We start from the raw sequence: 25,089 nt of genomic DNA on the forward strand, positions 1-25,089 counted from the left end.
AAATCATACCAATAGCTGTGGGTTAGCCTTGCTCATGAATCTAGTCACACTTCGCCAGTTCGATCTGAATAGCCTTGTAGTATTAAAACTGTTGCTGGAAACAAAGCATGTCACACGGGCGGCAGAACAATTAAACCTCACACAATCAGCAGTTAGCCGAACCTTGGGTAAACTAAGAGAAGCCTTTCAAGACCCATTACTTGTGCGCTCTGGAAAAGGTTTATTACTGACTAAGAACGCTGAACAACTGCTTCCCTTAGTGAATCAGGCACTCGAGCAAATCAGTGTTTTACTTGACCCTATCGAGTTCAGCCCTAAAGATTACGAAGGTACCTTAAGACTTGCAACGACCGACTATGGCACTAATAACCTATTACCAAAATTAGTTCCGCTATTGCAAGAAGCCGCACCAAAGTTAAGTTTATCAACAGTTGATTGGCGCTCAAGCCTACTCACTGAGCTTGAACATAATCAGGTAGACCTGATGATTGGTGGCGTCACCTCTCCACCCGATAACATACACCAACGCATCGTTGCTCAAGATAACTACGCAGGCGTTATCAGGAAGTCTCATCCCTCTGAAGGAAAGATAGACTTACAAGAATATATTGGTATGAACCATATCGTAATTAGCTCCTCAGGCACCAGCAAAAGTCCGGTTGATGACTACCTTAAAAGCATTGGTCAACAACGAAAGGTCGCGCTCACGGTGCCACACTTTTTTGCTGCGCTGGAAATCATCGCCGCGACCGATTATATGATTCTGTTACCCAGTGGTTTTATTCGACGTTATGTCGACCAGGATAAGTTTACCGTCGTTAGCGCTCCTTTCCCCATTCCACCCTTAGAGATCGCCATGTTTTGGCACGCACGGATGCACCATGACCCAATGCATCGTTGGTTCAGACAGTTTATCTATGACAAACTTTATGCGCGGCATGATAGATATAAATAACCACATATCGAGACATATTCCTTGTATCACGTCAGTAAGAAACAATGCCGAGCAACTCACATTACTGGTCTAAATTTCAAAGTAAAATGATTTAGACACTGCTTAGTTAGGTAATAAATTCATGAAACATACTGTACTTTCTACCGTTCAATATTTGATGGTCACATTAAGTATTTTTTCTACGACCGTCTCTGCTGAGCTTGAAGCCTATCGAACTGACCTCCCTCCGGCCCTGGACGATAGCGGTTGGGACTTAATGCTAGAAAAAAATGGCATCAAGGTGTTTACCCGCGACTGGCCGGGCAGTGACTTTATTGCCTTTAAAGCAGAGCAAGTGGTGCAATCAAAGCTATCTAATATTGTTGCCAATTTCTCTGATATCAAGACCTTCCCTGAATGGGTCAAAGACATGGTAGACGCATATGAAATCGAGCCCTTTGACGATGAACGTTCCAGAAAAATCTATATGAGAATGGGTTTACCCTGGCCACTGGCTGACAGAGATATCGTCGCAGGCCAGCAACTAACACAGGAAACTGATTCAAAAGTCGTTCGAATTAAAGAATGGTTTGAAGGCGATGCTCTACCCAAAAATGAAGGTGTTATTCGAACACCTAAAGTTAATAATGAACTAGTACTGATTCCTGAAGGCAACGAGAAAACCAGAATCGTCTGGCAAGGGCATACTGAGCCGGGTGGTTTTATTCCGGCATTTATTGTGAACTTTCTATTGGAAGATGTCTTCTACGAATCTGTCTTAAACATGAGACATCGTTTTGAGTCACCTGAATTTCATAAGACTTCTGACTGGGTAATTAACTATAATGACTCGGGAACTGAAAGCTAAGAAAGATGGGATTGCGTTGCCTGTTGGGTTGATGGACTTAGAAGTGCTGAAGACAGACGCCTATTATCTTCTGTTTGATCCAACTTACGACCCCCATACCAATAGCACGCGTTTGCCCAATCGCTTCAATTGTCTCAAGCAATTCCTTCCAAATAACATCTAACCCAGAGTCACGACCAAAACTAAGCATGGGTAGATAACTTTCTGCTTGATTTTCTATCAGGTACAGCAAGTTGATAATAAGCCGATTGTGCTGTTCAATATTGTTGGTCACTGCTTTCTGCTGCCAACGAAACGACAGACGTTTCCAGTGAGTTGAGATACCTTCGAACAACTGATCCTCTATAATTAAGGGGTGGTCGTTCTCAATTACTCGCCACTGATTATCGACTCGTTGCTTCGCCTGCCTGACAGCATTATCTAAAGACCGATCACCATGAAGATAACCCGTCGTTAGGCCTCGATGTTGCTGAATGAATATAAGTAATACCTTTAAGTTTTTAACCAATCCAATATTGGTATACAAGGCCTCAATGTGCTTACGTTTTTTACTGCTCATCGCCTTAACACAAACAAGCACCCCAAGAATAATGGTGACGAACGCTATTAATAAACCTGACAAACTTTACTCCTTCTCTATACTAGCTTGTGAGCGTTCAGCGCGGTCTGCAAGATACTCTGCAACCTTAACTGTCTCATCTGCAATGACGGAATTGTCATTTGCCCTACCTAATAAAGCCTCAACATTTTCGGAGATTTCACGCGTTGCAATATTCTGTTGCTCCGTTGCTGTCGAAATCACGAGCATTTTGTTTGTAATGCTATCGATCATATTTGCGATCGTTCCCAAAGAGCCTTCAAGCTGGTTGATACGCGCAGCGTTATCTTCTGCAGCACGCATTACCTGACAAGACTTATCGGTAACGCCTACCATTCGTTTTTGCACATTATTGATGCTTTCGGTTATTTCATTAGCTGACTCTCTAGAACGAATTGAAAGACTTCGAACCTCGTCTGCGACCACAGCGAACCCTCGCCCATGTTCGCCTGCTCGCGCCGCTTCTATCGCAGCATTAAGCGATAGCAAGTTAGTCTGCTCCGATATATCAATGATGATTTTCGACATCGCTGCGACATTGTTGGTATGCTCCAACAACTCTGTAACCAGTACCTCACTTTCTTTAGATAAACCGACCATACGGCTTATTTCATTTGTGGCAGATTGGGCCTCAGCGATACCTTCAGTTGTCTGCTCACGCGAGCGTTCTATGTCGTCGTGAACATATTTGATTTGTGCCGCTACATCTTCCACACTCTGACTCAACTCAGTCACAGCCGCTGCTGATGAGGTAATCGAAGCCTTTTGCTCTTTTGCATTGGTTGATGCCGACAAGGCACTAATTGAGAGTTCTCTGGCCATATGAACAAACTCAGCAAAGTACTCCTCCTTGCTTTGTTCTGAGCGTTCATGGCTAAGTAAATAATCCTTGAAGGCTTTTAGGCTTTCATCTTTACCTAAACCCTCTAAAGGTAAATCGCGATACTGACTATCCGGAAGTTGAAGCAAATGCGCTAACTGCTGCAATGCCTGGGCAGAAGCACATTGCCAAAGCATCAAAGCAAGAGCAATGACACCAAGCAAGGCAATAAGCAAGGCATTCCAGGTAACACCTGAAATCAAAATGCTAGCACTCACACAGGCAAGGGACATGACAATAAAAACAAAATATGTTTAGGATAACGCCGAGCAGTAGACATAACTTTCTAGACCCATTCTTTTTCCTGATTTAAAGGACAATAAATGTCATCAACATCAAAGAAGGGGCAAAAGCCATGCCCACTAGTAAAATCACATCAAGGCAGACCACTTAACACGAAGCTAATCAATTGTTTTTATTAAGCAAATTAATATGTAACAAGATGTACGTAAGAAACAGAAATACAGGCGAGTGCTATTTAAAGTGCGACAAGGAAGAGTCACGCCCAAGCAAAGTGCAATGATTACTTGCAGAACTGAAGATGCAACGCAATGGTGCTAACAGACTAAAAAAGCCTGCGAGGTGAGCGGTGGCACAATTCTGAGAAAGTTAAAACTTTCCGTCCTAACTGAAAGGAAGAACGCGTGTTATAAGTACCGAGTTCCTTAGCGTTAGATAGCGCCTTAACTCTAATTGCATCAAGGGTTTCTTTGGATTCTATTAACCTAGCCATAGTGTCACCAATCTCTCATCAACAGTTTTTATGAACAACACTAGGTATTACGTCAATGTTTAGTATTTGGATCACATATTATGTGATCTATATTTGGTCATCTAGGTGTATCATGGGAGTCGTAAACAGTAGATAAGTAAAATATATAGATGTGAAAGAAGACAAACATGGACTCACTAACCCAAGCAGCACTAGGCGCCACTGTTGGCCATACATTATTAGGTAAACATATCGGCCGTACAGCTCCAATTATCGGGGCAATTCTGGGGACTTTGCCAGACCTTGACGTACTTATTCCTTTTGGGGGCCAAGTTGAAGACTTTACCTATCATAGAAGCTTTAGCCACAGTCTGATTATCCAGATCGCTGTGGCGCCCCTACTAACATGGTTAATACTGCACTTTCGCCCAAGCTATCGTCCAATATCCAAGCAATGGTTCATTGCGATTCTCGCGATTTTTTGGACTCACTCCCTACTCGACGCCTGCACCGTATATGGAACTCAATTGTTCTGGCCGCTAACAGAGCACCCCTTTGGCTTATCAAGCGTATTTATTATCGACCCATTCTATACGCTGCCGCTTTTACTTGCGCTGTTTCTCGCCTACAGGAATACTTGGATTTCAAAGAAAGCCACCATGATCACCACCTCAGCTTTCGCTATTTCATCGCTATACCTATGCTGGGGCGTCTTTGCAAAACATATCGCGGAAGAGAAAATTGCCACCGCTTGGCTCAATCAGAAAGGAACAAGCAAAGTCGTATCTACCATCAGTACACCTATGCCATTGAGCTCTTTCTTATGGCGAATAGTGATAGATGAAGGCGATCGTTACAGCATCTCACATGTGAGTATTTGGGAAGACACGAATACAATCGAATTTAAGACCTACCCTAAAGGCACCGAGTTATTAAAAGGCTTAGAAAGCCATTGGGATGCCCAACGACTGGTATGGTTTACCAAAGGTTTTTACAAAGCTGAAACTCGTGAAGATCGAATAGTCATGTCTGACCTAAGAATGGGCGTTGAAGGCGCTTATGCATTCAATTTCGCCATTGCAGAACAAGTAAACCAAGATACTCAAGTATCGACTATTTCGCCTATCAAAGCCATACGTGTCAACGATTCACTTGATTGGACAAAGCTTACATTACTGTGGGACCGACTTTGGGACTCAAGTGTTTCACTGCATCCGCAGCAGTAAAAGGGGACGGAGGGATTATAAAGTAATCAGTTAACGGATTTTTAGTTGGTACAGAACTCTGATTAAAAAAGAATCCCTCAGTCCCCTTAAAGCAGCTTAGTTGAATCAGAGCGCTACTTATTGGAATGTTATAGATATATTTAGCTAAATCCAGTAGTCGCCAATATGGTTGAAGATCCAGGTGATTATTATTGGTCAAGTTATCAGTGTAATGCTTTAGGTAAAGTATCAGGGTTATTGAACCCGCATAAAGAGTATTTGGCACTGGGCAAGTCGACTGATGAAAGGTTAAATAATTATAGAGAATTGTTTAGGCATCATGTAGATGAAGAAATGATCACAGATATACGCGAGGCGGTTAACAAGGGAATAGCGATAGGTAGTGAAGGGTTCAAGGAACAGATTGAGCGAAGGTATCATCGTCGAGTGGTTCCTGGAAAAGCGGGTAGGCCGAGGATTGAAGGTTGATTGGTAAATGTTACTCTGACCCCGATTACTCTTATTGATAACTGAGTCGTATCAGGTTACAATTCGGCTTATGATTCTATCATTTAAACACAAAGGCCTCGAGAAGTTCTTCAAAGCAGGAAAAACTTCAGGTATTCAAGTAAAGCACTCTAAGCGTTTAAAACTTATTTTAGGCCGACTTAATGCTTCTACTTCCCCAGATGATATGAATTTACCGGGGCTATTTCTGCACTCCTTATCTGGTAAGCGTTCAGATGTTTGGTCTGTTCGTGTTAGTGGGAATTGGAGGGTGACGTTCCGTTTCAATGGGGAACATGCAGAAATTGTAAATTACGAAGATTATCACTGAGGTGAAATTATGCTAATGCACAACCCTCCACATCCAGGCGAGATTATTAAAGAGCTTTGTCTTGAGCCTCTCGAGCTAAGTATCACTGCAGCGGCTGAAGCATTAGGCGTTAGTCGAAAAACACTCTCTAGTATTGTTAACGGTAAAGCAGGTATTAGCCCTGAAATGGCGGTGAGGCTTTCGATTGCGTTTAATACATCAGCTGAAAGTTGGTTGAATCAGCAAACACAATATGATTTGTGGCAGGCGGAAGCTAATCGAAGTGAACTCGATGTAAAGCCTTTAATTGCCGCCTAGCATATAAGACGAGTTAGATCTTGTAGACTTATGGGTGTATGTCCTGCCTTAAGTGCCTCTTGCTCTGCGAAAGTTTAGCGGTTCAGAAATACCAAGGAGGCACGTTGGAATAAAAAAATTTAGCAGCTAATGTGTGAATTCATGCACCACAACGATCCATCTCGCATTTTAGTAGGGCAAAAACCCCAACAATAAACTATGCCTTATTATTGCTCCTCACACTCAAACCCGCTAAGACCAGCGTCGTCCGTAGACCTTACAAACAGTAACAATCCTTAGTTACTCTGCGGCATAGTACTTGCTCCTCTGTAATACAAACACTCAAATTCATCGGCATTTCCAAGAGGAGCTTTGTCATGCGAAATATGCCTTGGGCTGAGAAACTAGACAGTACTCCCTTTATCGCCTTACTAACGATCATTACACTAACATCGTGGCTAATACAGCCCTCGTCATATTGGACCGTTTTTCTTATTGCTCTTTCTGGGCTCTCATCTATATTCCTGATCTATAAACGAAACCAGTTTTTTGCACCTCTCAAAGATGTTTCACGCTTACTTCAACAAAACGGTGTACAACACCGAGACCTCCCTCTCCATTCTCGATCTGGACACTCCGTCCTGGAAGCACTACGCCACTATTTACTCAATCAAGAACGCTCTGTTCAGCATAGAGACGGTTACTTTACTGAGTTTAACCATATGGCGAGTGAGTTATCGATCAGCGCTTCAACCTCGGCAAAAAATGCCATGGAACAAAAGCAGGCAATCTCCTCTTCGGCTGCAGCAGTCACTCAACTGAGTGCCAGCGTGAGCGATGTTGCAACGCAAGTTCGAGAAACCCATGCCGACATTGATACTTCACGTAAGCAAATTGCATAAGGGCGTGCCGAAGCGCAAAAAGCCTGCATTGAGATTGAGAAGATGACTGCCTTGTCTGAAGAAAGCGTCAAAATGGTGGATGTCTTGTTTGAGCAGTCAAACAATGTTGCAGCAATGTCTAACATCATTCGGGAAATTGCCGATCAAACCAACCTTCTATCTTTAAATGCTGCAATCGAAGCGGCACGCGCTGGTGAGCATGGGCGAGGCTTTGCAGTCGTGGCCGATGAAGTTCGAAATCTGGCAATCAGATCCCGAGAATCAGCAAACGATATTAGCGACAGTATTGAGTTATCTCACAAGCAGATGGGCAGTGTGAAACAGCAGGTCCATGATGTCGTCAGTAAAGCCAGAGAAAACTATCATAGCATCCAAAACCTTGAAGCCAATCTAGGTACCCTCGATAAAGTCGTCGATCAAATATGTGACAAGATTTCTCATATATCTACGACAACAGAGCAACAAAGCTACGCAACCAACGAAGTTGCTTTCAATGTTGAAACACTGCTATCACAAGCAGATGAGAATACAGCAATCGCTGACGAAACGGTTAATATCGCCAAATACCTGGCAAATAAATCAAGCCAATCAAAAGAACCAATGGAGAACAGTTTATGATCATTACCCTCTCCTTAGTCCTCATAGTCATTGCAAGTGTGCTGGTTTGGTTTAGTACCAATCGAAAAAAACATGCCGAAAAACTGGAACTTAAAAACTGTTTGGCGCAGCTCAATTCACTCAAAAGCTTATTGATTCAAATTCAAAAACATCGCGGCTTAACCACAGGCTATCTTCACGGTGAGAAAACATTACAAGCAGATATAAAAACCGTGAGAGCAGACGTTAACAAACTATGGGCATCATTAGTTAGCAATCACCCATCACTGACAAAAGACAAGTTATTTGAAGGTATATCAAGTCATTGGCAGCGACTTGAAACACGTGCCCTAACAATTGAAGCAAACAACAATATCGACCAACATAACCGACTCATCACAAATCTGCTCTATTTGATTGAAAACCAAACTGAAAAGAATAGTCTGCTCGTAGCATTATCTCGTGAAGCAGGCTTAGATGTAATATGGAAGGAGTTACTCGATACGATTGAATCAATAGGCCAAACCCGAGCCATCGGTATGGGTATTGTTTCCGAAGGAAAGAGTTCAGCTCTAGACCGAATAAAATTGAAGTACTTGAATGACCGTGTAAGCACTCAGTTTGAATCGCTAAATAAGGTTTTTCTTGAAAGAAAGCCCGGCGAAAAAAGAGTGATCATTCTAGATGATAAGCACTCGACCTCAGCGATTAAAAACGCTCAAACAAAAATCTCCGAACTACAGAGCTTTATCGAAACCAAGCTGCTCAATTCTTCGGTAGATAGTCGTTCAGGAGCAGATTTCTTTCAACTGGCGAGCGCAGCTATCGCACCTTTGAATGAGCTCTTTGACCTGGCATCCACTAAGTTATCAACGAGCATTGATTGATCAGGGTATTTCTAGCCATTTACTTAGAAAATTAATCGCACGTTCGCCAATTAGCACTCAAACCAACATAGAAACTTGGTGTTCCCTTATCGCTTCTATTCTAATAGAGCACTATTATTTAGGCCGTCTAGATCAGTCAAAAAGTGCTGCAAGCACCGAGACAGAGACTTAATTTAGGTCTGCCGCATAAGGCTTTAGCCGCTCCAAGGGAATGACTTCCAAGGCTTTTATGTGCGTTTTAGTTAAGTGAACTCTGGGTGCCATACCATCTTCTTGAGCTTGCAACCAACGAACCGCGCATAGACACCAGGTATCGCCGGGATTCAAGCCGGGAAAGCCGTATTCAGGCACTGGTGTAGACAGGTCGTTCCCTTTAAACCTGGAATATTCTAAGAAGTCTTTAGACGCTTCGATACAAACCGTATGTGAACCTGTGTCTGCTTCACAGGTATTACATTTTCCATCTCGATAATACCCTGTGACGGGGTCGCTTCCACATAGTTCCAAGACTTCGCCAAGTACATTTACTGATTCGTCCATATCCATATTGCTTCTCCGCTTACTAACTGTTTAAGCTTTTGACTATTGATGCATTCATCGCATTGAGCCTTAGTCTTCCAAATGTCTAACCGAATAATACATGGATATGTTGATAATGTTGCTTGTGCAATACGAATTTCTCTTACCATGCTTGTCTCTCAAAAAATAACCATAGCTTTCAACCCAGCCTATTGGCACAATCCACTCCCTAGATTAACGCGATACTGAGGTGTACATGCCATTTTCTAAGCTTGGATTAAGCGATCCCATTCTAAAGGCCATCACAGACAAAGGCTACACCGAACCAAGCCCTATTCAATGTAAAGCTATCCCAGCTATCATAGCTGGCAGAGATGTGGTCGCGGCATCTCAGACCGGTACAGGTAAGACAGCGAGCTTTGTGCTGCCATTGCTTGAAAAACTTAATGTTCCCTACAACTATCGCGGCAAGCGCATACGAGCATTAATTATTACCCCGACTCGTGAGCTGACTGAGCAAATTGAAGCCAATATTACGCAATACGGGAAGTACCTCAACCTAAAGTCAATGGCTATGTACGGTGGTATCGCTGCAGAGCCTCAGAAAAAGAGACTCATTGAAGGTGTTGATATTCTGGTCGCGACGCCAGGACGTTTACTTGAAATGGTCTATGACCGTGCAGTTCATTTTGACGAACTAGAAGTCCTGATCTTAGACGAAGCCGATAGAATGCTAAACATGGGTTTTATTGATGAGATCAATAAAATCATTGATCGCCTTCCGAGCGAGCGTCAAAGCTTGTTGTTTTCTGCAACCCTAACCGATGACGTACGCTTCCTCGCTAAGACGGTTAAAGACGAAGCCTTGGAAATCGCCATTTCGCCCGAGGCAACTGCCGCGACCACCATTGACCAGTGGTTGATTACGGTCGATAAAGATAAAAAGTCTGCGCTATTGAGTCATCTCATTATTGAGAATCAGTGGGATCAGGCGCTAATTTTTATTGAGAAAAAACATGGCGCTGCGAAACTTGCCGCTCAGTTAGGCAAACGAGGTATTCACGCAGAAGCAATTCACGGTGACCGTAGCCAAGCAATGCGAGCTAAAATACTGAATGATTTCAAATCTGGCGAAATTAAGTTCTTGGTGGCTACCGGAGTCGCTGCACGCGGAATTGATATTGGTAAGTTAAGCCGAGTGGTTAACTATGACCTGCCCTTTAAGCCTGAGGAATACATTCATAGAATTGGACGAACAGGCCGAGCAGGTGCCATTGGCGAAGCGATCTCATTTGTCTCAATGGGAGATTTTAAGAATCTTTGTGCAATAGAGAGCCGGCTAGGTCATATTATTGAGCGAAAAGAAATTGAAGGCTTCCCTGTGAGAAAAGTCGTGCCCGTATCTATTTTAAATTACGTACCGAAGAATAAGCGACCAGCGAATAAAAAGACTGAGCAGAAAAAACAGGACTCCCCAAAAAAGAAGATTAACCGCAATAAGCCCAATACAACGAGCACCAGCGCTAAGCGCCCTGCAAAGACCACAAATAAAACCATATGGGGTGATAGATAGTGCGCTATAGCCATTTGCCCTATAGCGCACTCGACTAAGCACAAAGGGTTCTTGGCCTAACACCTTTCGCAGCGTTACAATGATGATTCACTCGCTTTTATGGAGGTGCTTGTTATGTCTATTGCTCCTAGAATCGAAGCTCACTTGTCGCGCGTTGGCGTGCACTACGACCTCATTCAACACCCTGAATCTCATACCAGTTTAGCTAGTGCCAGACTTGCTAACGTGCCAGCCAAACAAATGGCAAAAGCCGTTATCACCCACGATGGCGATAACTACCGACTCTGTGTCATACCTGCAACACATCAGCTTGTTCCTGATCTGCTCAACCAGCATATGGGCAAGGCCTCGCATTATCGCTTGGTCGATGAGTGTGAACTCAAAAGCTTATTTGATGATTGCGAAGAAGGTGCGGTTCCTGCACTAGGCCAAGTCTATGGCTTACCAGTAGTTTGGGATAAAAGCTTGGAAGAGATGCCTAGTATTTACTTTGAAAGTGGCGACCACCATAACCTGATTCATGTTAACCATGGCGCATTTATGCAGCTCATGGGGCTTCAGGAAAATGATGTGATTAGTTGCCCGACAGAGTTTTATGAGGCGAGAACGCAGTTAATACACTAGTTTGTAGGCAGAGTGTTCCGACCCTCGCTGATCAACCCTGTGCTAGCCGGCCTGCGAGCCGTGGAAGGCTCTGTAAACACATTGAACCACCGAGAACACAGAGCGCTTCGCTGCACAGAGTAAAGATCAACCTTAATAACTCTTATATGTCTTCTCGGTGGAGGCCCTATGCCGCTCGGTGTTCTCGGTGGTGAATAGTCTTTAATGTTTTGACCTTTGAGGAGGCAGAGGGTTGCATCCCTTATCTGGACTCCCCGTGCTAGCCCGCATGCGAGCCACGAAAGGCTCTGCATACAGAAACACGGGGACTGACTCTAAATGCTACTTCTTAGATTTAGCTTCTTTCAATGCCCATGCGCCAACTGCTAGCATTGCCATCACGGCCAAAGAAACTTCCATTAAGCCCATATGGCTCTCGCCCACGTGCGCCTGCCCTGATGCATGCATACCTTCGTGAGCGAGTGAGGCAAGGCTCACCATCATCATGGCGATTAAGGCACTTGCTTGTGTCATTAAGGTTTTCAATTTCATTGTGTTCTCCTAAGTTAGTCTAATTCTATTCTAAGTCGTCAAGCACTCAAACCACGGCTTTTGCAGGTGGAATTTCTTTGGCCTCAAGCATGCCTTCGCTAATAATGAAATCAATAATTTTGTCTAGACCTTCAGCTTTCTTAAGGTTTGAGAAAACAAAAGGACGTTCACCGCGCATCTTCTTTGAGTCCTGATCCATTACGTCTAGCGAAGCACCAACAAGTGGAGCCAAGTCTATTTTATTGATAATCAACAGATCGGACTTAGTAATGCCTGGGCCACCTTTACGTGGAATCTTATCGCCTGCTGATACATCAATCACGTAGATAGTTAAGTCCGATAGTTCTGGGCTAAAGGTCGCACTAAGGTTATCACCGCCACTTTCTACAAAAACGACATCGAGCTCTCCATGGCGCTTCATCAGCTCATCAATCGCAGCCAAGTTCATTGAGGCATCTTCACGAATCGCGGTATGTGGACAGCCACCCGTTTCAACACCCAGGATTCGGTCTTCATCCAAAGCTTCGTGACGCGTCAGGAATAAAGCATCTTCCTGGGTATAAATATCATTGGTTACCACTGCAATATTGTAGTGATCTTTTAATGCTGCACAAAGTGAGCGCAATAAGGCGGTTTTACCTGAACCAACAGGGCCCCCGACACCGACTCGTAGCGTTTGTTTTTTTGCCATTGTTATATCCTATATTTTTCGTCATCCCCGCGCAGGCGGGGATCCATTGTTTTAATTCCCCCTAAGACCTTAGATTCCCGCCTTCGCGTGAATGACTATAGGGGACGTGATCGTAAGCTTTTCAACTAAGAACGGAAAAGCCTTGAGTATTGCTGTTCATGTAAGGCGCTGGCTATGGCCAATCCGGGTAGACCACCGCCTATTTTGTCTTCATCTATTTGTTCAGCCAAAGCAATCGATTCTGCAATCTCTGGTTGAAACAAGGTCAGCATTTGTTGAGCTTGAGTCTGACCCAAAGGCACCATTTTAGTGGCCCCTGCCACCTGGTTTTCTAGCCATGACCAGACAAAACCATTGGCCGCATCTTCAAAAACGATTCCCCACTTTTGCGCCGCATAAGCGAATAAGGTCGCAAAGCTGTGTTCTTCGCCTTCCTGAGTGACGCATTCTGGCAAGTCAAAATCCAAGCTTTTCAAGAGTCGCAATAAAGCAGCGCCCATTGCCGTATCTGTTAGCCGTAGTTCTTTCGTTTCCCGGGATGCGATCGATAAATCATTAAGAAACATAAAACGCTGCCAGTCTTCTTCAGCCGTGCTTTCCATGGCACCACGTAAAATTGGCAGATCGACTTTGGCCAGGCTTTCTCGCATTTGAAGTCGAATCCAGGACTCGGCATCGTTGAAGTTTTTTATCCAACGACACTCTATTGCATACTCCATGCCTTGCGAAAAGGCATAGCCACCTACCGGTAGGCTAACCGAGCTTAACTGCAGCAAACGTGACAGGGCTAAAGGATTACTCATTCGTGCGAATGTCCATCATGAGAATGACCGTGTGAATGTGAGTGCCCACCCTTGGAATATGCACCAGACTCAGGAGCGAACACTTCTCCTTCATGTGTCACCACTAAACCCAGTAAGTGCAGCATTTCTTCCAAGACGTGGTCAGGCTTAATTCTCAACCAACGCTCACCCACTTCAATTTTTGTATGGCGGTTACCCAAATGATAACAGGCACGCGAGAAAGTACGCCAGTCTTCACAGCTGGCATGCGCGACAGACTCAACAGCACCTTGAACCTGAATAATTTTTCCGCACTCAGACTTGAGATACTCTCCCACCAATAGAGGCTTGCCACGCTCTAGAAAGACACGTACATCAACACCGTTTTCACTCGTTAATTTAAGCCTTCCTCTATCACGCTGGTCCGAGTCTAGCTTGACGACTTCTGAAACCTCTTCATGACAATGCGTGCCGAGTCTTTCGTATACTTCTAACATAATCTTCCTTTTTTGAAGGCCTTATTTACCCTCGAACTCATCGGCTTCGACCTTGTCGGACTGAAGTCCGACCTACCATGCTAGTACATAGCCTGTAGGTCGGGTTTTAACCCGACTGGTCGGTGCCTAAATAGCGTTTAAAACAATGTGTACAATTGCGCCAATGGCAACTCGTCTGCCGGTTCACAAGTTAGCAACTCACCATCCGCTCTAACTTCATAAGTCTGCGGATCTACGGTGATCTCTGGCTGCCAATCATTCAACACCATGTCTGACTTACGAATAGAGCGCGTATTCTTACAAGCACTCAGGTTTCGGCTAAGACCAAGCGCCTCGCCAATATCGTTCTTCAAAGACGCTTCTGAGACAAAGGTCACTGAGGTTTTCGCCGCTGCTAAACCTTGCGCACCAAACATTGGTCGATAGTGTACTGGCTGAGGTGTTGGAATCGATGCGTTAGGGTCCCCCATGGGTGCTGCAGCGATCATTCCGCCTTTGATAATCGTAGAGGGTTTGATGCCAAAGAAGGCAGGCTTCCATAACACCAAGTCGGCCAATTTACCTTTTTCAATCGACCCGACCTCATGAGAGATACCGTGCGCGATCGCAGGGTTGATTGTGTATTTAGCTATATAGCGACGTGCTCTAAAGTTGTCGGCATCACAACCTGAATCTTCTGGCAACAAACCAAATTGTGTCTTCATCTTATGAGCGGTTTGCCAGGTTCGGGTAATCACTTCCCCGACACGTCCCATCGCTTGGGAGTCGGAGGAAATCATACTGAAGGCACCACGGTCATGGAAAATATCTTCGGCGGCAATCGTCTCTTTACGGATTCTTGAGTCAGCAAAGGCAACATCTTCAGGAATAGAACTATCTAAATGGTGACATACCATCAGCATATCCAGGTGCTCGTCAACCGTGTTACGCGTGTAAGGGCGTGTTGGGTTGGTAGATGAAGGCAATACATTCGGGTAAGCACAAGCACGAATGATATCAGGTGCGTGACCACCACCGGCACCCTCAGTGTGATACGTGTGGATCACGCGGTCTTTAAACGCACCAATGGTATCATCGACGAAGCCTGATTCATTCAAGGTGTCGGTATGGATTGCAACCTGAACATCATATTCTTCTGCTACGGATAAACAGCAATCAATGGAAGCTGGCGTGGTTCCCCAATCTTCGTGGAGCTTCAAGCCGCAAGCGCCTGCATCGAGCTGTTCTCTTAGGGCTTCAGGTAAACTTGCATTCCCTTTACCCAAGAAGCCAAAGTTCATGGGCATTTGGTCGGTGGATTGCATCATCTTACCGATGTACCACGGTCCAGAGGTACAAGTTGTGGCGTTAGTACCGGTTGACGGGCCGGTGCCGCCACCAATCATTGTGGTCACGCCTGACATTAAGGCTTCTTCAACTTGCTGTGGACAAATAAAGTGAATATGAGCATCAATGCCGCCAGCAGTAAGGATAGAGCCTTCACCCGCGAGTACATCTGTGCCAGGGCCAATCGCAATATCAACACCGTCCTGAACATCCGGGTTTCCGGCTTTGCCAACACCGACGATACGACCGTCTTTGACACCAACATCACCTTTAACGATTCCCCAGTGATCAAGAACCAAAGCGTTGGTAATCACTAGGTCGACAGTATCGGCACATGAGCGCTGACTTTGCCCCATGCCATCTCGAATCACCTTACCGCCACCAAACTTCACTTCTTCGCCGTAGGTGGTGTAATCCTTCTCCACTTTGATCCAAAGATCGGTATCGCCTAAACGAACTTTATCACCCACCGTTGGACCGAACATTTGCGCGTAGGCTTTTTTATCCATCTTAGTCATCTTTTCTCTCCTCAGCTCAAAGCTATAGCGCGCCCATTACATCACCACGGAATCCGTAGACCTTACGGTCACCCGCATAAGCCACCAGCTCTACTTCCCGGCCCTGTCCAGGTTCAAACCTTACCGCCGTGCCCGAGGCAATATTTAAACGAAAGCCTTTGGTCTTGTCTCGATCAAAACTTAAAGCCAAATTGGTTTCAAAAAAATGATAGTGAGAGCCGACTTGAATGGGTCGGTCACCGGTATTTTCAACACGCAAGCTTAATGTCTCGCGCCCTACATTCAGTTCAATATCGCCCTCGGCGACTTGGTATTCTCCAGGAATCATACTTGTCCCCTTATCAATAGATATTCGTTCATAGTTGTGTCATTCCTGCGTTATCCCCTAACTAACCCTCATGGATCCCGGCTTAAAACACCACCGGGATGACAGTTGTGAGTGTTACCACCGGTGTGACTATGTGAGTGTCACTAACGGAATAAAAAGGCCAATTAATCGACTTATGAAATCGGGTCGTGAACGGTGACCAGTTTAGTTCCATCAGGAAAGGTCGCTTCGACTTGCACTTCATGAATCATCGAGGCGACACCGTCCATTACTTGCTCTTCAGTCAACAAGGTTTTGCCGTAGCTCATTAGTTCGGCAACCGTTTTACCGTCTCGAGCGCCTTCAATAATTTCCATTGTCAGGTAGGCCATGGCTTCGGGGTAGTTTAATTTTAAGCCTCTGTTCAAGCGTCTTTCAGCCAGCAACGCGGCGGTGAAAACCAGTAGCTTATCTTTCTCTCTAGGTAATAGTTCCATAATTCACTCTTATATAATCTGACACTTAAGTTAACCAAATTCTTGGTTCGATGGCTTTGCGCCCCGATAGCACTGGACGAACCAATGCCCATGCTTCGCCTAATAAATTTCTTGCTCGTTCAGTGCAGTTACCGAGGTATCTGACGGTTAGAAACTCACCTGTCATGCTTAACGCTAGCAAATCATCTCCTGGCATACCACTTTGTTTGATAAGCAATGCCTCAAGCATGGTTTCATGCTCCGCACTATCGATAGTTTCGTTGAAGGGCCCAGCAACAAATAGTGCATTAACGGGCTTTTCTTGAAGTCCACCCGTTCCATGTAAAACGGATGTGTCACCTGGCGCTAAACTGAGGGCTTCATTGAAACGAATACGGCCTTGCTGCCATATCTGCAAGCGCTGCTCGCAACTACCGTCTTCGAACGCCAAGTTATTCGCCGGTAAGCCAAAACAAGTGACCTCCCAAGCCATTACCTTAGCACCTTCTGCCAGTTCAACTTGGGTATTCATACGTGCATGAGACTTAGGGAAAAGAATAGTTTCTAGCGGTAACCATTCCAACACGGCGTCGCTTTCGACTCGCAAGGTCATATTTTGTGTTTGAACACCCGAGTCGTCGCGAGCCTTATAGACTCTACCCGCGCCGGGCGTAGTGATGAGTGCCTCACTGCCAGATTCAACCTGTATGTCGATATCTAGGGTATCACCAGTTACCAAGCCGCCCGGCGGGTGCAGCAAATAAGCGTGCGCACAGTCAGGGCCTTCAGGGTAAAACGCTTTTTGAACGTAAAGCGGACCTTGATGTTCACTAGCAACCAAGCGTGTACCACGTGATCGTTGCGCAAAGCGTAAACGCAGATAGGCCTGCCACTGACCGTGGTCAGAAACAATGTCTTCAATGAGTGTTGGGTCGAGTGCTTGGTTCATTTTTGTTATTCATTTATATTTTTGATTCTTGTCGTCTAGAAAACGTCATTCCAAAGTACTCCGTCATTCCAAAGACCCCCGTCATTCCAAAGACCCCCGTCATTCCCGCGAAGGCGGGAATGACAGCGTTTTATGGAAATGTCTGTGGGTAACGATAAAAAAGAGTGTAGAGAGAGTAATAACCTCTTTATACAGCCAAGTATTTACTAATCAAGTCATCACTCAGCTTATCCATCGTGTCATTGGCCACGACACGGCCTCTATCCATTAGCCTAAAGGATTGTCCAACGCGTCGAGCAAAGCCAAGTTTCTGCTCTACAAGGATAACCGTCAAGCCTTCTTCTTCATTTAACTTCATCACAACATCGCCAATTTGCTTAACAATGTTAGGCTGAATACCTTCATTTGGCTCATCCAGAATTAACACCTTAGGCTCTATAATCAGCGCTCTGCCAATGGCCAACTGCTGTTGCTGGCCACCCGATAAGTCACCACCGCGGCGATGCATCATTTCGCCTAGCACAGGGAATAGATCAAAAATTTTCTGAGGAATTTCACCCGCGCCTTCCTGACCTTTTAAACGTCCCTTGCGAATAGGCAAACCCACACGTAAATTCTCTTCAACGGTTAGTAATGGAAAGATCTCCCGTCCCTGCGGCACATAGCCAATACCTGCGGGTGCTCGAGCTTCCGCTGTTTTTCCCTGCAAAGGCTGGCCATCCATTAATATTTCGCCATTGGTGACGGGAAGCAGTCCCATGATGGCCTTAAGTAAGGTAGTTTTACCGACACCATTACGGCCCATGATACAAGTGCGTGAACCTGGCTCGATCTGCATGTCCAAGTCCCAAAGGATTTGAGTGCCGCCGTAATGCTGATTAACCTTGTTTATTGAAATCATAATTAAGCCTCATCACCCGTTTCATCACCCAAATACACTTCCCTTACATCTTTATTATTTTGCACCTCGTCCATAGTCCCCTCTGCCAATACAGAGCCTTGATGCAATACCGTCACGGTTTTGGCAATTGATCGAACAAATTCCATATCGTGTTCAACGACCACGACGGTGTGTTCACCCGCTAAAGAGTTCAACAGCTCAGCGGTTCGTTCTGTTTCTTGTGCCGTCATGCCTGCAACCGGCTCGTCAACTAATAGCAAACGAGGCTCAGACGCGAGCAACATACCAATTTCCAACCACTGCTTTTGCCCATGTGATAAGGAACCTGCCAGCATCATACGGTGCTCTTTCAAGCCAATTGTTTCCAATACGTGGTCAATTCGGCCTATCTCTTCCGAACTAAGTGTAGAAAATAAAGTGGGCAGCACGCGCTTGTTTGTTTTTAGCGCTAGCTCAAGGTTATCCAGAACTGTATGCGCTTCAAACACTGTGGGCTTTTGAAACTTTCGACCTATCCCTAGCTGAGCAATCTCTGCTTCATCTTTTTCCAGCAAGTTATGTGTTTGACCAAAATAAACCGAGCCTTCGTCACATTGGGTCTTTCCGGTAATCACATCCATCAAGGTCGTTTTACCTGCGCCATTTGCACCTATTAAGCAGCGAAGTTCACCATCATTGATATAGAGGTTCATGTCATTCAGTGCTTTAAAGCCGTCGAAACTGACTGACAAGCCTTCGATATAGAGAATCACGTTCTTCGATACATCAACATGCACATCGTCTTCGCGCATGAAACTCCATACTTGGTCTCGACGCATCGTTTCTCGAGTTGTATCCAATACATTCATGATGCTGTCTCCCCGGTTTCTAATTTATTCTTCTTTAGCGTTCGCTTGTCTCTAATTTGCTCCATTAAGCCCATCAGGCCTTTTGGTAAGTAAAGCGTAACGAAGACAAACAAGGCACCCAATGCGAATAACCAACCATCTGGCATAATCGCGGTGAATTTAGTCTTCGCAAAATTCACTAACAATGCACCAATAACTGCACCAATCAAAGTTCCTCGGCCACCCACTGCTACCCAGATCACCATTTCGATAGAGTTAATGGGTGAGAATTCACCTGGGTTAATAATACCGACTTGAGGAACGTACAAGGCACCCGCTACTGCCGCAATCACAGCTGAGTAGACGAACAACCAAACTTTATAGCGCTCAGTACGATAGCCAATAAAACGTGCTCTGTTTTCACCATCACGAATCGCGACAATAACCTTGCCAAAGCGTGATTTAAATATCGCATGGCTCGCAAGCAACACTAAACACAATATGACAGAGGTGGCGACAAACAAACCAATTCGCGTGCTGTCTGCTTGTAAATCAAAGCCTAGTATCTCTTTGAAATCTGTTAAGCCGTTGGTCCCGCCAAAACCCATCTCGTTTCGGTAGAAAGACAGCATCAATGCATAAGTCAGTGCTTGCGTCATGATCGATAGATATACACCCGTGACTCGAGACCTGAATGCCAACCAACCGAACACGAAAGCTAGCAAGCCAGGCACCAATGCCACCATGATCATCGCAAACCAGAATTGATCCATACCCTGCCAGAACCAAGGTAGCTCTTGCCAATTCAGAAAGACCATAAAGTCAGGTAGCTCAGGGTGACCATAGACACCACGGTCACCAATCTGACGCATTAAATACATGCCCATGCCGTAGCCACCAAGCGCGAAAAATGCACCATGACCCAAGCTCAAAATACCGCAATAGCCCCAGATAATATCAACTGCCAAAGCCAGCATGGCGTAGCACAAGTACTTACCCAGCAAAGTTATGGTATAGGTGCTGACATAAAACACTGAACCTTCAGGCATCACCAAGTTACCGATAGAGGCAAGGAAAGTGATGGCGAGTAAAAGAATTACAAATGGAAAGGTTCGACTCCCCGGCTGACCTTCTCGGCCCATTAATCCGCGATCAAACAGCGTACTTAAAATACTCATTCTGCCGCTCTCCCCTTCTGTGGAAACAGTCCTTTCGGTTTTTTCTGAATAAACAAGATGATGAATACCAATACCAAGATGCTAGCCAATACTGCACCGGTAACCGGCTCAAGAAATTTATTGGCAATACCTAAGCTGAAGCCTGCTACCAAGGTCCCCCAAAGGTTTCCAACACCACCAAACACAACGACCATAAAGGAGTCGATAATGTAAGCTTGCCCGAGATTCGGCCCTACGTTCGTTAACTGACTCAAAGCCACACCCGCCATACCGGCGATACCTGAACCTAAACCAAAAGTCATTGCATCGACCCAGTCTGTGCGAATACCCATGGCTTTTGCCATGTCACGGTTCTGAGCAACCGCACGAACATTCAACCCCAATGAGGTCTTATTTAAGATCAACAACAACAGACCAAACACCAATAATGCAAAGGCAAGAATGTAAAGGCGGTTCATCGTGAGCGATAAGACAGGGTTGATATCTAAGGAGCCACTCATCCAGCTCGGCGTTTCAACTTGGCGGTTGAGCGGAGAAAATACGGTGCGAACCAATTGCTGCAAGATGAGACTGATACCAAAGGTTGCCAGTAACGTTTCAAGCGGACGACCGTGAAGATGACGAATTACGCCTCGCTCTATACAGATGCCAACAAAGCCCGACACTAGGAAAGCTGCCGGAATAGCGACCCAAATCGAATAGTCGATAGCATTCGGCATCAGCAACTGAACCACATAAGTGGTATAAGCGCCCAGCATGATCATCTCACCATGCGCCATATTAATAACGCCCATAACGCCAAAGGTAATTGCCAGGCCAATTGCAGCAAGCAAAAGGACAGAACCTAAGCTCAATCCGAAAAAGAGCTTATCGACAAACTGAAAGTTAGCGACTCGATCTTCAATCAGTGTTAACGCCTTTTGTGCCGCCGCCACAACGACTTCATCACTATCATTTTCAACAATTTTGGCGAGCAGATTCTTAATCTCATTTTCCAAACGACCTGCCAGGGTTTCAATTGACGCCAGTCGTTCTTCGCGAACTTTGCTGTTTTCTAAGGCATAAATAGCAAGTGCAACCCCCATCATTTCCAATACTTCTTCATCTTGCTCAGACACTTTCACTGCTTGAATGGCTTCAATCAGGCTTTCATCCAAACTTGATAGTAAAGAAGTGAGCGCTGAAAGACGCAACTCTGGGTCCTTTGCACTTAGCTGAATACGTGCAATTGCCCCACGGAGATAAGAGCGCACTTTGTTATTCACACGAACTTTCTTGTAGAGTTTCTTTTTCAATGGCTCTAACTCAGCACCGGTGAAAACTTCGTGAAAGACTTTTTCGCCATCAACTTTTTTCACCGACATAAGTGAGTTACGGTCTTTCTTAAGATAATGAAGCTGCCCCTTTAGCATCACCTGAAACATGGGGAGCAAGGTTTCCCCTGCGTGTGCTTCCAAGTCTTTCAAGATCGGAATAATCTTCTTAAGCTTGGCTTTCGTCAGTTTGCTTAAGAGCGCTTGGGTTTCGCTATCTATTGCTGTCGCAACAGTGCTTGGACTGTTCTCGGCGTTCGATGCCGCATAGCTTTGGTTGAACACCAAGCTAAACATTATCGCAAGAATAAAGGGCAGGATTCTCACCGCTGTACTCCATTTTAGGTTCATTTAACACGCAACTTCCCTGTTGTGTCTGTTCAGATATGATCTGAAGCCAAACATCATAGGGAAATTACGGGGTTGTAGGTTTAGAAATGAGGAGCACCGGACAGTGCTCCCCTTTTAAGTTGCCGAATAAATGTTTCCGGCTAGCTAAAGCTCAGGTCTTAGAAGTTCTGACCAGAACACTTAGCTGTTTTAGTATTAAAGTTGCCGCACTTAACCGGGTCAGTCCAGTCAGCAATTAGGTCTTTAGAACCTGGTAGGTAGTTAGACCAAGCATCACCAATTACTTCACCGTTAGTTTCCCAAACCACTTCAAATTGACCATCTTCTTGAATCTCGCCAATTAAAACTGGCTTACTCAAATGGTGGTTAGTATTCATAACAGCAGTACCGCCAGTCAGGTTAGGTACCGATACACCCAAGATAGCTTGCTCAACTGCGTCTACGTCAGTAGTACCCGCTTTCTCAACTGCTTTCGCCCACATTTCGAAACCAATGTAGGTCGCTTCCATTGGGTCGTTAGTCACACGCTTGTCGTCTTTGATGTAAGACTTCCAGTTTGCAATAAACTCTTCGTTTACATCACTTTCAACGCTTTGGAAGTAGTTCCAAGCTGCCAAGTGACCAACAAGTGGCTTAGTGTCTAGACCAGACAGTTCTTCTTCACCAACAGAGAATGCAACCACTGGAATATCTTCAGCAGAAATACCCTGGTTACCTAGCTCTTTATAGAAAGGAACGTTTGCATCACCATTAATTGTTGAAACAACCGCTGTCTTCTTACCTGCGCTACCGAACTTCTTGATGTCTGAAACAATTGACTGCCAATCAGAGTGACCGAAAGGTGTGTAGTTGATCATGATATCTTTTTCTGCAACGCCTTTAGCCTTAAGGTATGCCTCAAGAATCTTGTTCGTTGTACGTGGGTAAACGTAATCAGTACCTGCAAGTACCCAACGCTCAACCTCAAGGTCATTCATCAAGTAGTCAACGGCTGGAACCGCTTGCTGGTTTGGCGCAGCACCTGTGTAGAAAACATTTTTAGACGACTCTTCACCTTCGTACTGAACAGGGTAGAACAACAAACCGTTCAACTCTTCAATGACAGGAAGAACCGCTTTACGTGAAGATGACGTCCAGCAACCGAAAATTACGTCAACCTCGTCTTTAGTAAGCAGTTCACGTGTTTTCTCTGCAAATAATGGCCAGTTCGATGCGGGGTCAACCACAACAGGCTCTAGCTTCTTACCTAGCAAACCACCTTCTTTGTTCTGCTCTTCGATCATCATTAGAACCGTGTCTTTCAGTGTTGTTTCACTGATCGCCATAGTGCCTGATAGAGAGTGAAGTACACCGACTTTAATTGTGTCAGCAGCCATTGCGCTCATTGCAAATGCTGAAGCACTTGCGCTAAGAACTAAACCTTTAAGCATTTTTTTCATTGTCATGATTCTACCTTCCTCAAAATAAGACTCTTGGATAATGAGGCACTTGTTATAAATTTGGAGTTATAGCCTCTTCATGAACGATTATGAAAAATATACTGCTTCGGGGGTATTGGCTGATTGACGAATTCGACTACGTCAAATAACGTATTCACTCTATAAACCGACTCTTACTGACACTCAATAAAGCTCGTTACAATAAGCCGCAAAGATTAAAAGACTAATAGAGATTGTTTGCTAGTATTAATAGTTAATAAAGAACAACTATGATATCCCCTGAGCTCATGCAAAAAAAATTCGTTGTAAAAGACATCCTGAAGCACCATAACATCACCAGCTGGTTCCAACCGATCATTAATGTCGAGCGGCGTGAACTCATCGGCTGGGAGGCCTTTTCACGAGGGCCAGAGACTGATAATGGTTTAGAAACGCCAGCAATGTTTGATACGGCTGCCGAAGCGGGTATTTTAAAACCTTTTGACTTGATGTGCCTACACACAGCGGCCGAGAGCTTTGACCAGCTTCAACTGGAGAACAAGTTATTCATCAACATATCCAACGAAATGCTCATCGCCAGTAGTCGTTTAAAGGATCAGGTTGGAAAACTCATTGCTGACAATAGAGTTCCATCAACACGTATGGTGTTGGAAATTGATGAAAAGAATGCCAGCAATAACATTAATGAGCTTATCGAAGCTGTTCATTTTTTTCATGAGCAAGGCTTTGAGGTCGCAGTTGACCATTTGAGTGGAATAGACAATGTTGGTGAAAGCGCGTCGTTACATAAACTCTGGTCTGAAATAAAACCAGATTACATCAAACTGGATCGCAGCTTCATTCAAAACGTAAATGGTAGTGCCAGCAAACAAAAAACGGTCAAAGAAGTGGTAGCTGTCGCCCGCTCGATTGGTTCTGTGTTAATTGCTGAAGGGGTCGAAACAGAAAAAGAGCTTAAGAAGCTATATGAGCTAGGAGTTCATAATGTCCAAGGCTATTTAATTCAAAAACCACAGTTAGCACCCGTCGCCCCCAAGCTCGATGACTTACTCGACAAAGAACTGTTCGCAGAAACCAACCAAAAAAGTTTGGCCTGCGACTTGGTTGTTTCAACAGCTCATGTCGAAGTCGGCACCACAATCCAAAGCGTCTTTGAGTTACTTGAAGCCAATGTTCACATGAGTTCCATTGCGGTAGTAGAGAATGAGAAAGTAAAAGGCATTATCTTTCGCACTCCCTTTATGAACAAGTATTCCAAGCGACAGAGACGAGAAGTCGTTCAAGCCAAGTGTATCTCAAGCGAAATGAGCTCAGACTTCCTGCATGTTGACGCTCATCAGCGCATAGAGCAAGTCAGCCGCCTGGTCACATCTCGCGCGCAATTAGATGCAGAGCATGACTTTATTATCTCTAATGAGCAGCATTTTCTTGGGATCGGAACGGTCATCGACCTATTACGCAAGGTCACTCAGTTGCGCGTCAAACCAGATCACCAGGAAAACATCCTGACCATGCTCCCGGGGAACACCCCTATCGGGAATTGCGTCATGGAACTTCTGGATAAAGATACTCCCTTCTCAATCGCGCTTC

At 44.9% G+C, this 25,089-nt stretch carries 28 protein-coding genes; 12 read left to right on the forward strand and 16 right to left on the reverse strand.

Features of this window, described 5'->3' with window-relative positions:
• Positions 1-955 (forward strand): LysR family transcriptional regulator (locus tag A3766_RS13075; protein WP_068642328.1); only part of this gene is annotated, 955 nt, incomplete at its 5' end.
• Between the two features lie 121 nt (positions 956-1,076).
• Positions 1,077-1,802: an START domain-containing protein gene (locus tag A3766_RS13080; protein WP_068516025.1), complete on the forward strand. Its 726-nt coding sequence runs from the start codon at positions 1,077-1,079 to the stop codon at positions 1,800-1,802.
• A 37-nt stretch (positions 1,803-1,839) separates the two neighbouring features.
• On the opposite strand, the gene A3766_RS13085 is transcribed toward A3766_RS13080, so the two are convergent.
• The gene (locus tag A3766_RS13085; protein WP_068516022.1) at positions 1,840-2,424 is read right to left on the reverse strand and encodes a hypothetical protein; all 585 of its coding nucleotides are present in this window, start codon (positions 2,422-2,424) and stop codon (positions 1,840-1,842) included.
• Between the two features lie 3 nt (positions 2,425-2,427).
• Complete coding sequence (locus tag A3766_RS13090; protein WP_068516019.1) at positions 2,428-3,513, reverse strand: methyl-accepting chemotaxis protein; 1,086 nt, start codon at positions 3,511-3,513, stop codon at positions 2,428-2,430.
• Between the two features lie 667 nt (positions 3,514-4,180).
• On the opposite strand from A3766_RS13090, the gene A3766_RS13095 reads away from it, so the two are divergent.
• From A3766_RS13095 to A3766_RS13125, 7 genes are all read left to right on the forward strand, one after another.
• Positions 4,181-5,218: a metal-dependent hydrolase gene (locus tag A3766_RS13095; protein ID WP_068516016.1), complete on the forward strand. Its 1,038-nt coding sequence runs from the start codon at positions 4,181-4,183 to the stop codon at positions 5,216-5,218.
• Between the two features lie 165 nt (positions 5,219-5,383).
• Positions 5,384-5,686, forward strand: coding sequence for a transposase (locus A3766_RS13100; RefSeq protein WP_068516012.1), 303 nt, complete (start codon positions 5,384-5,386; stop codon positions 5,684-5,686).
• A gap of 70 nt (positions 5,687-5,756) precedes the next feature.
• The gene (locus A3766_RS13105; RefSeq protein WP_068512971.1) at positions 5,757-6,035 is read left to right on the forward strand and encodes a type II toxin-antitoxin system RelE/ParE family toxin; all 279 of its coding nucleotides are present in this window, start codon (positions 5,757-5,759) and stop codon (positions 6,033-6,035) included.
• A gap of 15 nt (positions 6,036-6,050) precedes the next feature.
• A complete protein-coding gene (locus A3766_RS13110) occupies positions 6,051-6,332 on the forward strand; it encodes a HigA family addiction module antitoxin (protein WP_369808245.1) in 282 nt (93 codons plus the stop codon).
• Positions 6,333-6,688: 356 nt separating this feature from the next.
• Positions 6,689-7,213, forward strand: coding sequence for a hypothetical protein (locus tag A3766_RS13115; RefSeq protein ID WP_068512980.1), 525 nt, complete (start codon positions 6,689-6,691; stop codon positions 7,211-7,213).
• Between the two features lie 42 nt (positions 7,214-7,255).
• Positions 7,256-7,831 carry a methyl-accepting chemotaxis protein gene (locus A3766_RS13120; RefSeq protein ID WP_068512983.1) on the forward strand — a complete coding sequence of 192 codons (576 nt, stop codon included), beginning with the start codon at positions 7,256-7,258 and terminating at the stop codon, positions 7,829-7,831.
• A complete protein-coding gene (locus A3766_RS13125; protein ID WP_068512986.1) occupies positions 7,828-8,697 on the forward strand; it encodes a nitrate- and nitrite sensing domain-containing protein in 870 nt (289 codons plus the stop codon). Before A3766_RS13120 ends, A3766_RS13125 begins: the two co-directional genes overlap by 4 nt.
• 168 nt (positions 8,698-8,865) lie before the next feature.
• Here the strand turns inward: A3766_RS13125 and A3766_RS13130 are convergent, their stop codons facing one another.
• Complete coding sequence (locus tag A3766_RS13130; RefSeq protein ID WP_068510255.1) at positions 8,866-9,243, reverse strand: DUF2237 family protein; 378 nt, start codon at positions 9,241-9,243, stop codon at positions 8,866-8,868.
• 229 nt (positions 9,244-9,472) lie between these two features.
• Between A3766_RS13130 and A3766_RS13135 the strand changes: the two genes are divergently transcribed.
• Positions 9,473-10,789 carry a DEAD/DEAH box helicase gene (locus A3766_RS13135; RefSeq protein ID WP_068512989.1) on the forward strand — a complete coding sequence of 439 codons (1,317 nt, stop codon included), beginning with the start codon at positions 9,473-9,475 and terminating at the stop codon, positions 10,787-10,789.
• A gap of 114 nt (positions 10,790-10,903) precedes the next feature.
• Positions 10,904-11,413, forward strand: coding sequence for an aminoacyl-tRNA deacylase (locus A3766_RS13140; RefSeq protein WP_068512992.1), 510 nt, complete (start codon positions 10,904-10,906; stop codon positions 11,411-11,413).
• A 321-nt stretch (positions 11,414-11,734) separates the two neighbouring features.
• Here the strand turns inward: A3766_RS13140 and A3766_RS13145 are convergent, their stop codons facing one another.
• The 13 genes from A3766_RS13145 to urtA all read right to left on the reverse strand — a co-directional run bounded on the left by A3766_RS13145 (position 11,735) and on the right by urtA (position 23,499).
• Positions 11,735-11,944, reverse strand: a complete 210-nt coding sequence (locus A3766_RS13145) for a hypothetical protein (RefSeq protein ID WP_068509676.1) — start codon at positions 11,942-11,944, stop codon at positions 11,735-11,737.
• Between the two features lie 46 nt (positions 11,945-11,990).
• Positions 11,991-12,635: an urease accessory protein UreG gene (gene ureG, locus A3766_RS13150; protein WP_068512995.1), complete on the reverse strand. Its 645-nt coding sequence runs from the start codon at positions 12,633-12,635 to the stop codon at positions 11,991-11,993.
• Between the two features lie 125 nt (positions 12,636-12,760).
• Positions 12,761-13,438, reverse strand: coding sequence for an urease accessory protein UreF (locus A3766_RS13155; protein ID WP_068512998.1), 678 nt, complete (start codon positions 13,436-13,438; stop codon positions 12,761-12,763).
• Positions 13,435-13,914 carry an urease accessory protein UreE gene (gene ureE, locus A3766_RS13160; RefSeq protein WP_068513002.1) on the reverse strand — a complete coding sequence of 160 codons (480 nt, stop codon included), beginning with the start codon at positions 13,912-13,914 and terminating at the stop codon, positions 13,435-13,437. The genes A3766_RS13155 and ureE overlap by 4 nt, the downstream gene beginning before the upstream one ends.
• 137 nt (positions 13,915-14,051) lie before the next feature.
• On the reverse strand, positions 14,052-15,758 hold the full coding sequence (gene ureC, locus A3766_RS13165) for an urease subunit alpha (protein WP_068513006.1): 1,707 nt from the start codon (positions 15,756-15,758) through the stop codon (positions 14,052-14,054).
• A 22-nt stretch (positions 15,759-15,780) separates the two neighbouring features.
• Positions 15,781-16,086, reverse strand: a complete 306-nt coding sequence (locus tag A3766_RS13170) for an urease subunit beta (RefSeq protein WP_068512142.1) — start codon at positions 16,084-16,086, stop codon at positions 15,781-15,783.
• Positions 16,087-16,259: 173 nt separating this feature from the next.
• Positions 16,260-16,562, reverse strand: a complete 303-nt coding sequence (locus A3766_RS13175; protein WP_068512141.1) for an urease subunit gamma — start codon at positions 16,560-16,562, stop codon at positions 16,260-16,262.
• A 25-nt stretch (positions 16,563-16,587) separates the two neighbouring features.
• Positions 16,588-17,490, reverse strand: coding sequence for an urease accessory protein UreD (locus tag A3766_RS13180; protein WP_068513009.1), 903 nt, complete (start codon positions 17,488-17,490; stop codon positions 16,588-16,590).
• Positions 17,491-17,677: 187 nt separating this feature from the next.
• Positions 17,678-18,391, reverse strand: coding sequence for an urea ABC transporter ATP-binding subunit UrtE (gene urtE / locus A3766_RS13185; protein ID WP_068513012.1), 714 nt, complete (start codon positions 18,389-18,391; stop codon positions 17,678-17,680).
• Positions 18,392-18,393: 2 nt separating this feature from the next.
• A complete protein-coding gene (urtD, locus tag A3766_RS13190; protein ID WP_068513015.1) occupies positions 18,394-19,239 on the reverse strand; it encodes an urea ABC transporter ATP-binding protein UrtD in 846 nt (281 codons plus the stop codon).
• Positions 19,236-20,396 (reverse strand): urea ABC transporter permease subunit UrtC, encoded by a 1,161-nt coding sequence (urtC, locus tag A3766_RS13195; RefSeq protein ID WP_082880368.1) that lies wholly within the window; start codon positions 20,394-20,396, stop codon positions 19,236-19,238. Before urtC ends, urtD begins: the two co-directional genes overlap by 4 nt.
• Positions 20,393-22,060: an urea ABC transporter permease subunit UrtB gene (gene urtB / locus A3766_RS13200; RefSeq protein WP_068513018.1), complete on the reverse strand. Its 1,668-nt coding sequence runs from the start codon at positions 22,058-22,060 to the stop codon at positions 20,393-20,395. The genes urtC and urtB overlap by 4 nt, the downstream gene beginning before the upstream one ends.
• Positions 22,061-22,218: 158 nt before the next feature.
• Positions 22,219-23,499: an urea ABC transporter substrate-binding protein gene (urtA, locus tag A3766_RS13205; protein WP_156490602.1), complete on the reverse strand. Its 1,281-nt coding sequence runs from the start codon at positions 23,497-23,499 to the stop codon at positions 22,219-22,221.
• A 287-nt stretch (positions 23,500-23,786) separates the two neighbouring features.
• Between urtA and A3766_RS13210 the strand changes: the two genes are divergently transcribed.
• Positions 23,787-25,089: EAL domain-containing protein (locus A3766_RS13210; protein WP_197479565.1), on the forward strand; the 1,303-nt coding region annotated here is incomplete at its 3' end.

Source organism: Oleiphilus sp. HI0132 (genome assembly GCF_001635845.1).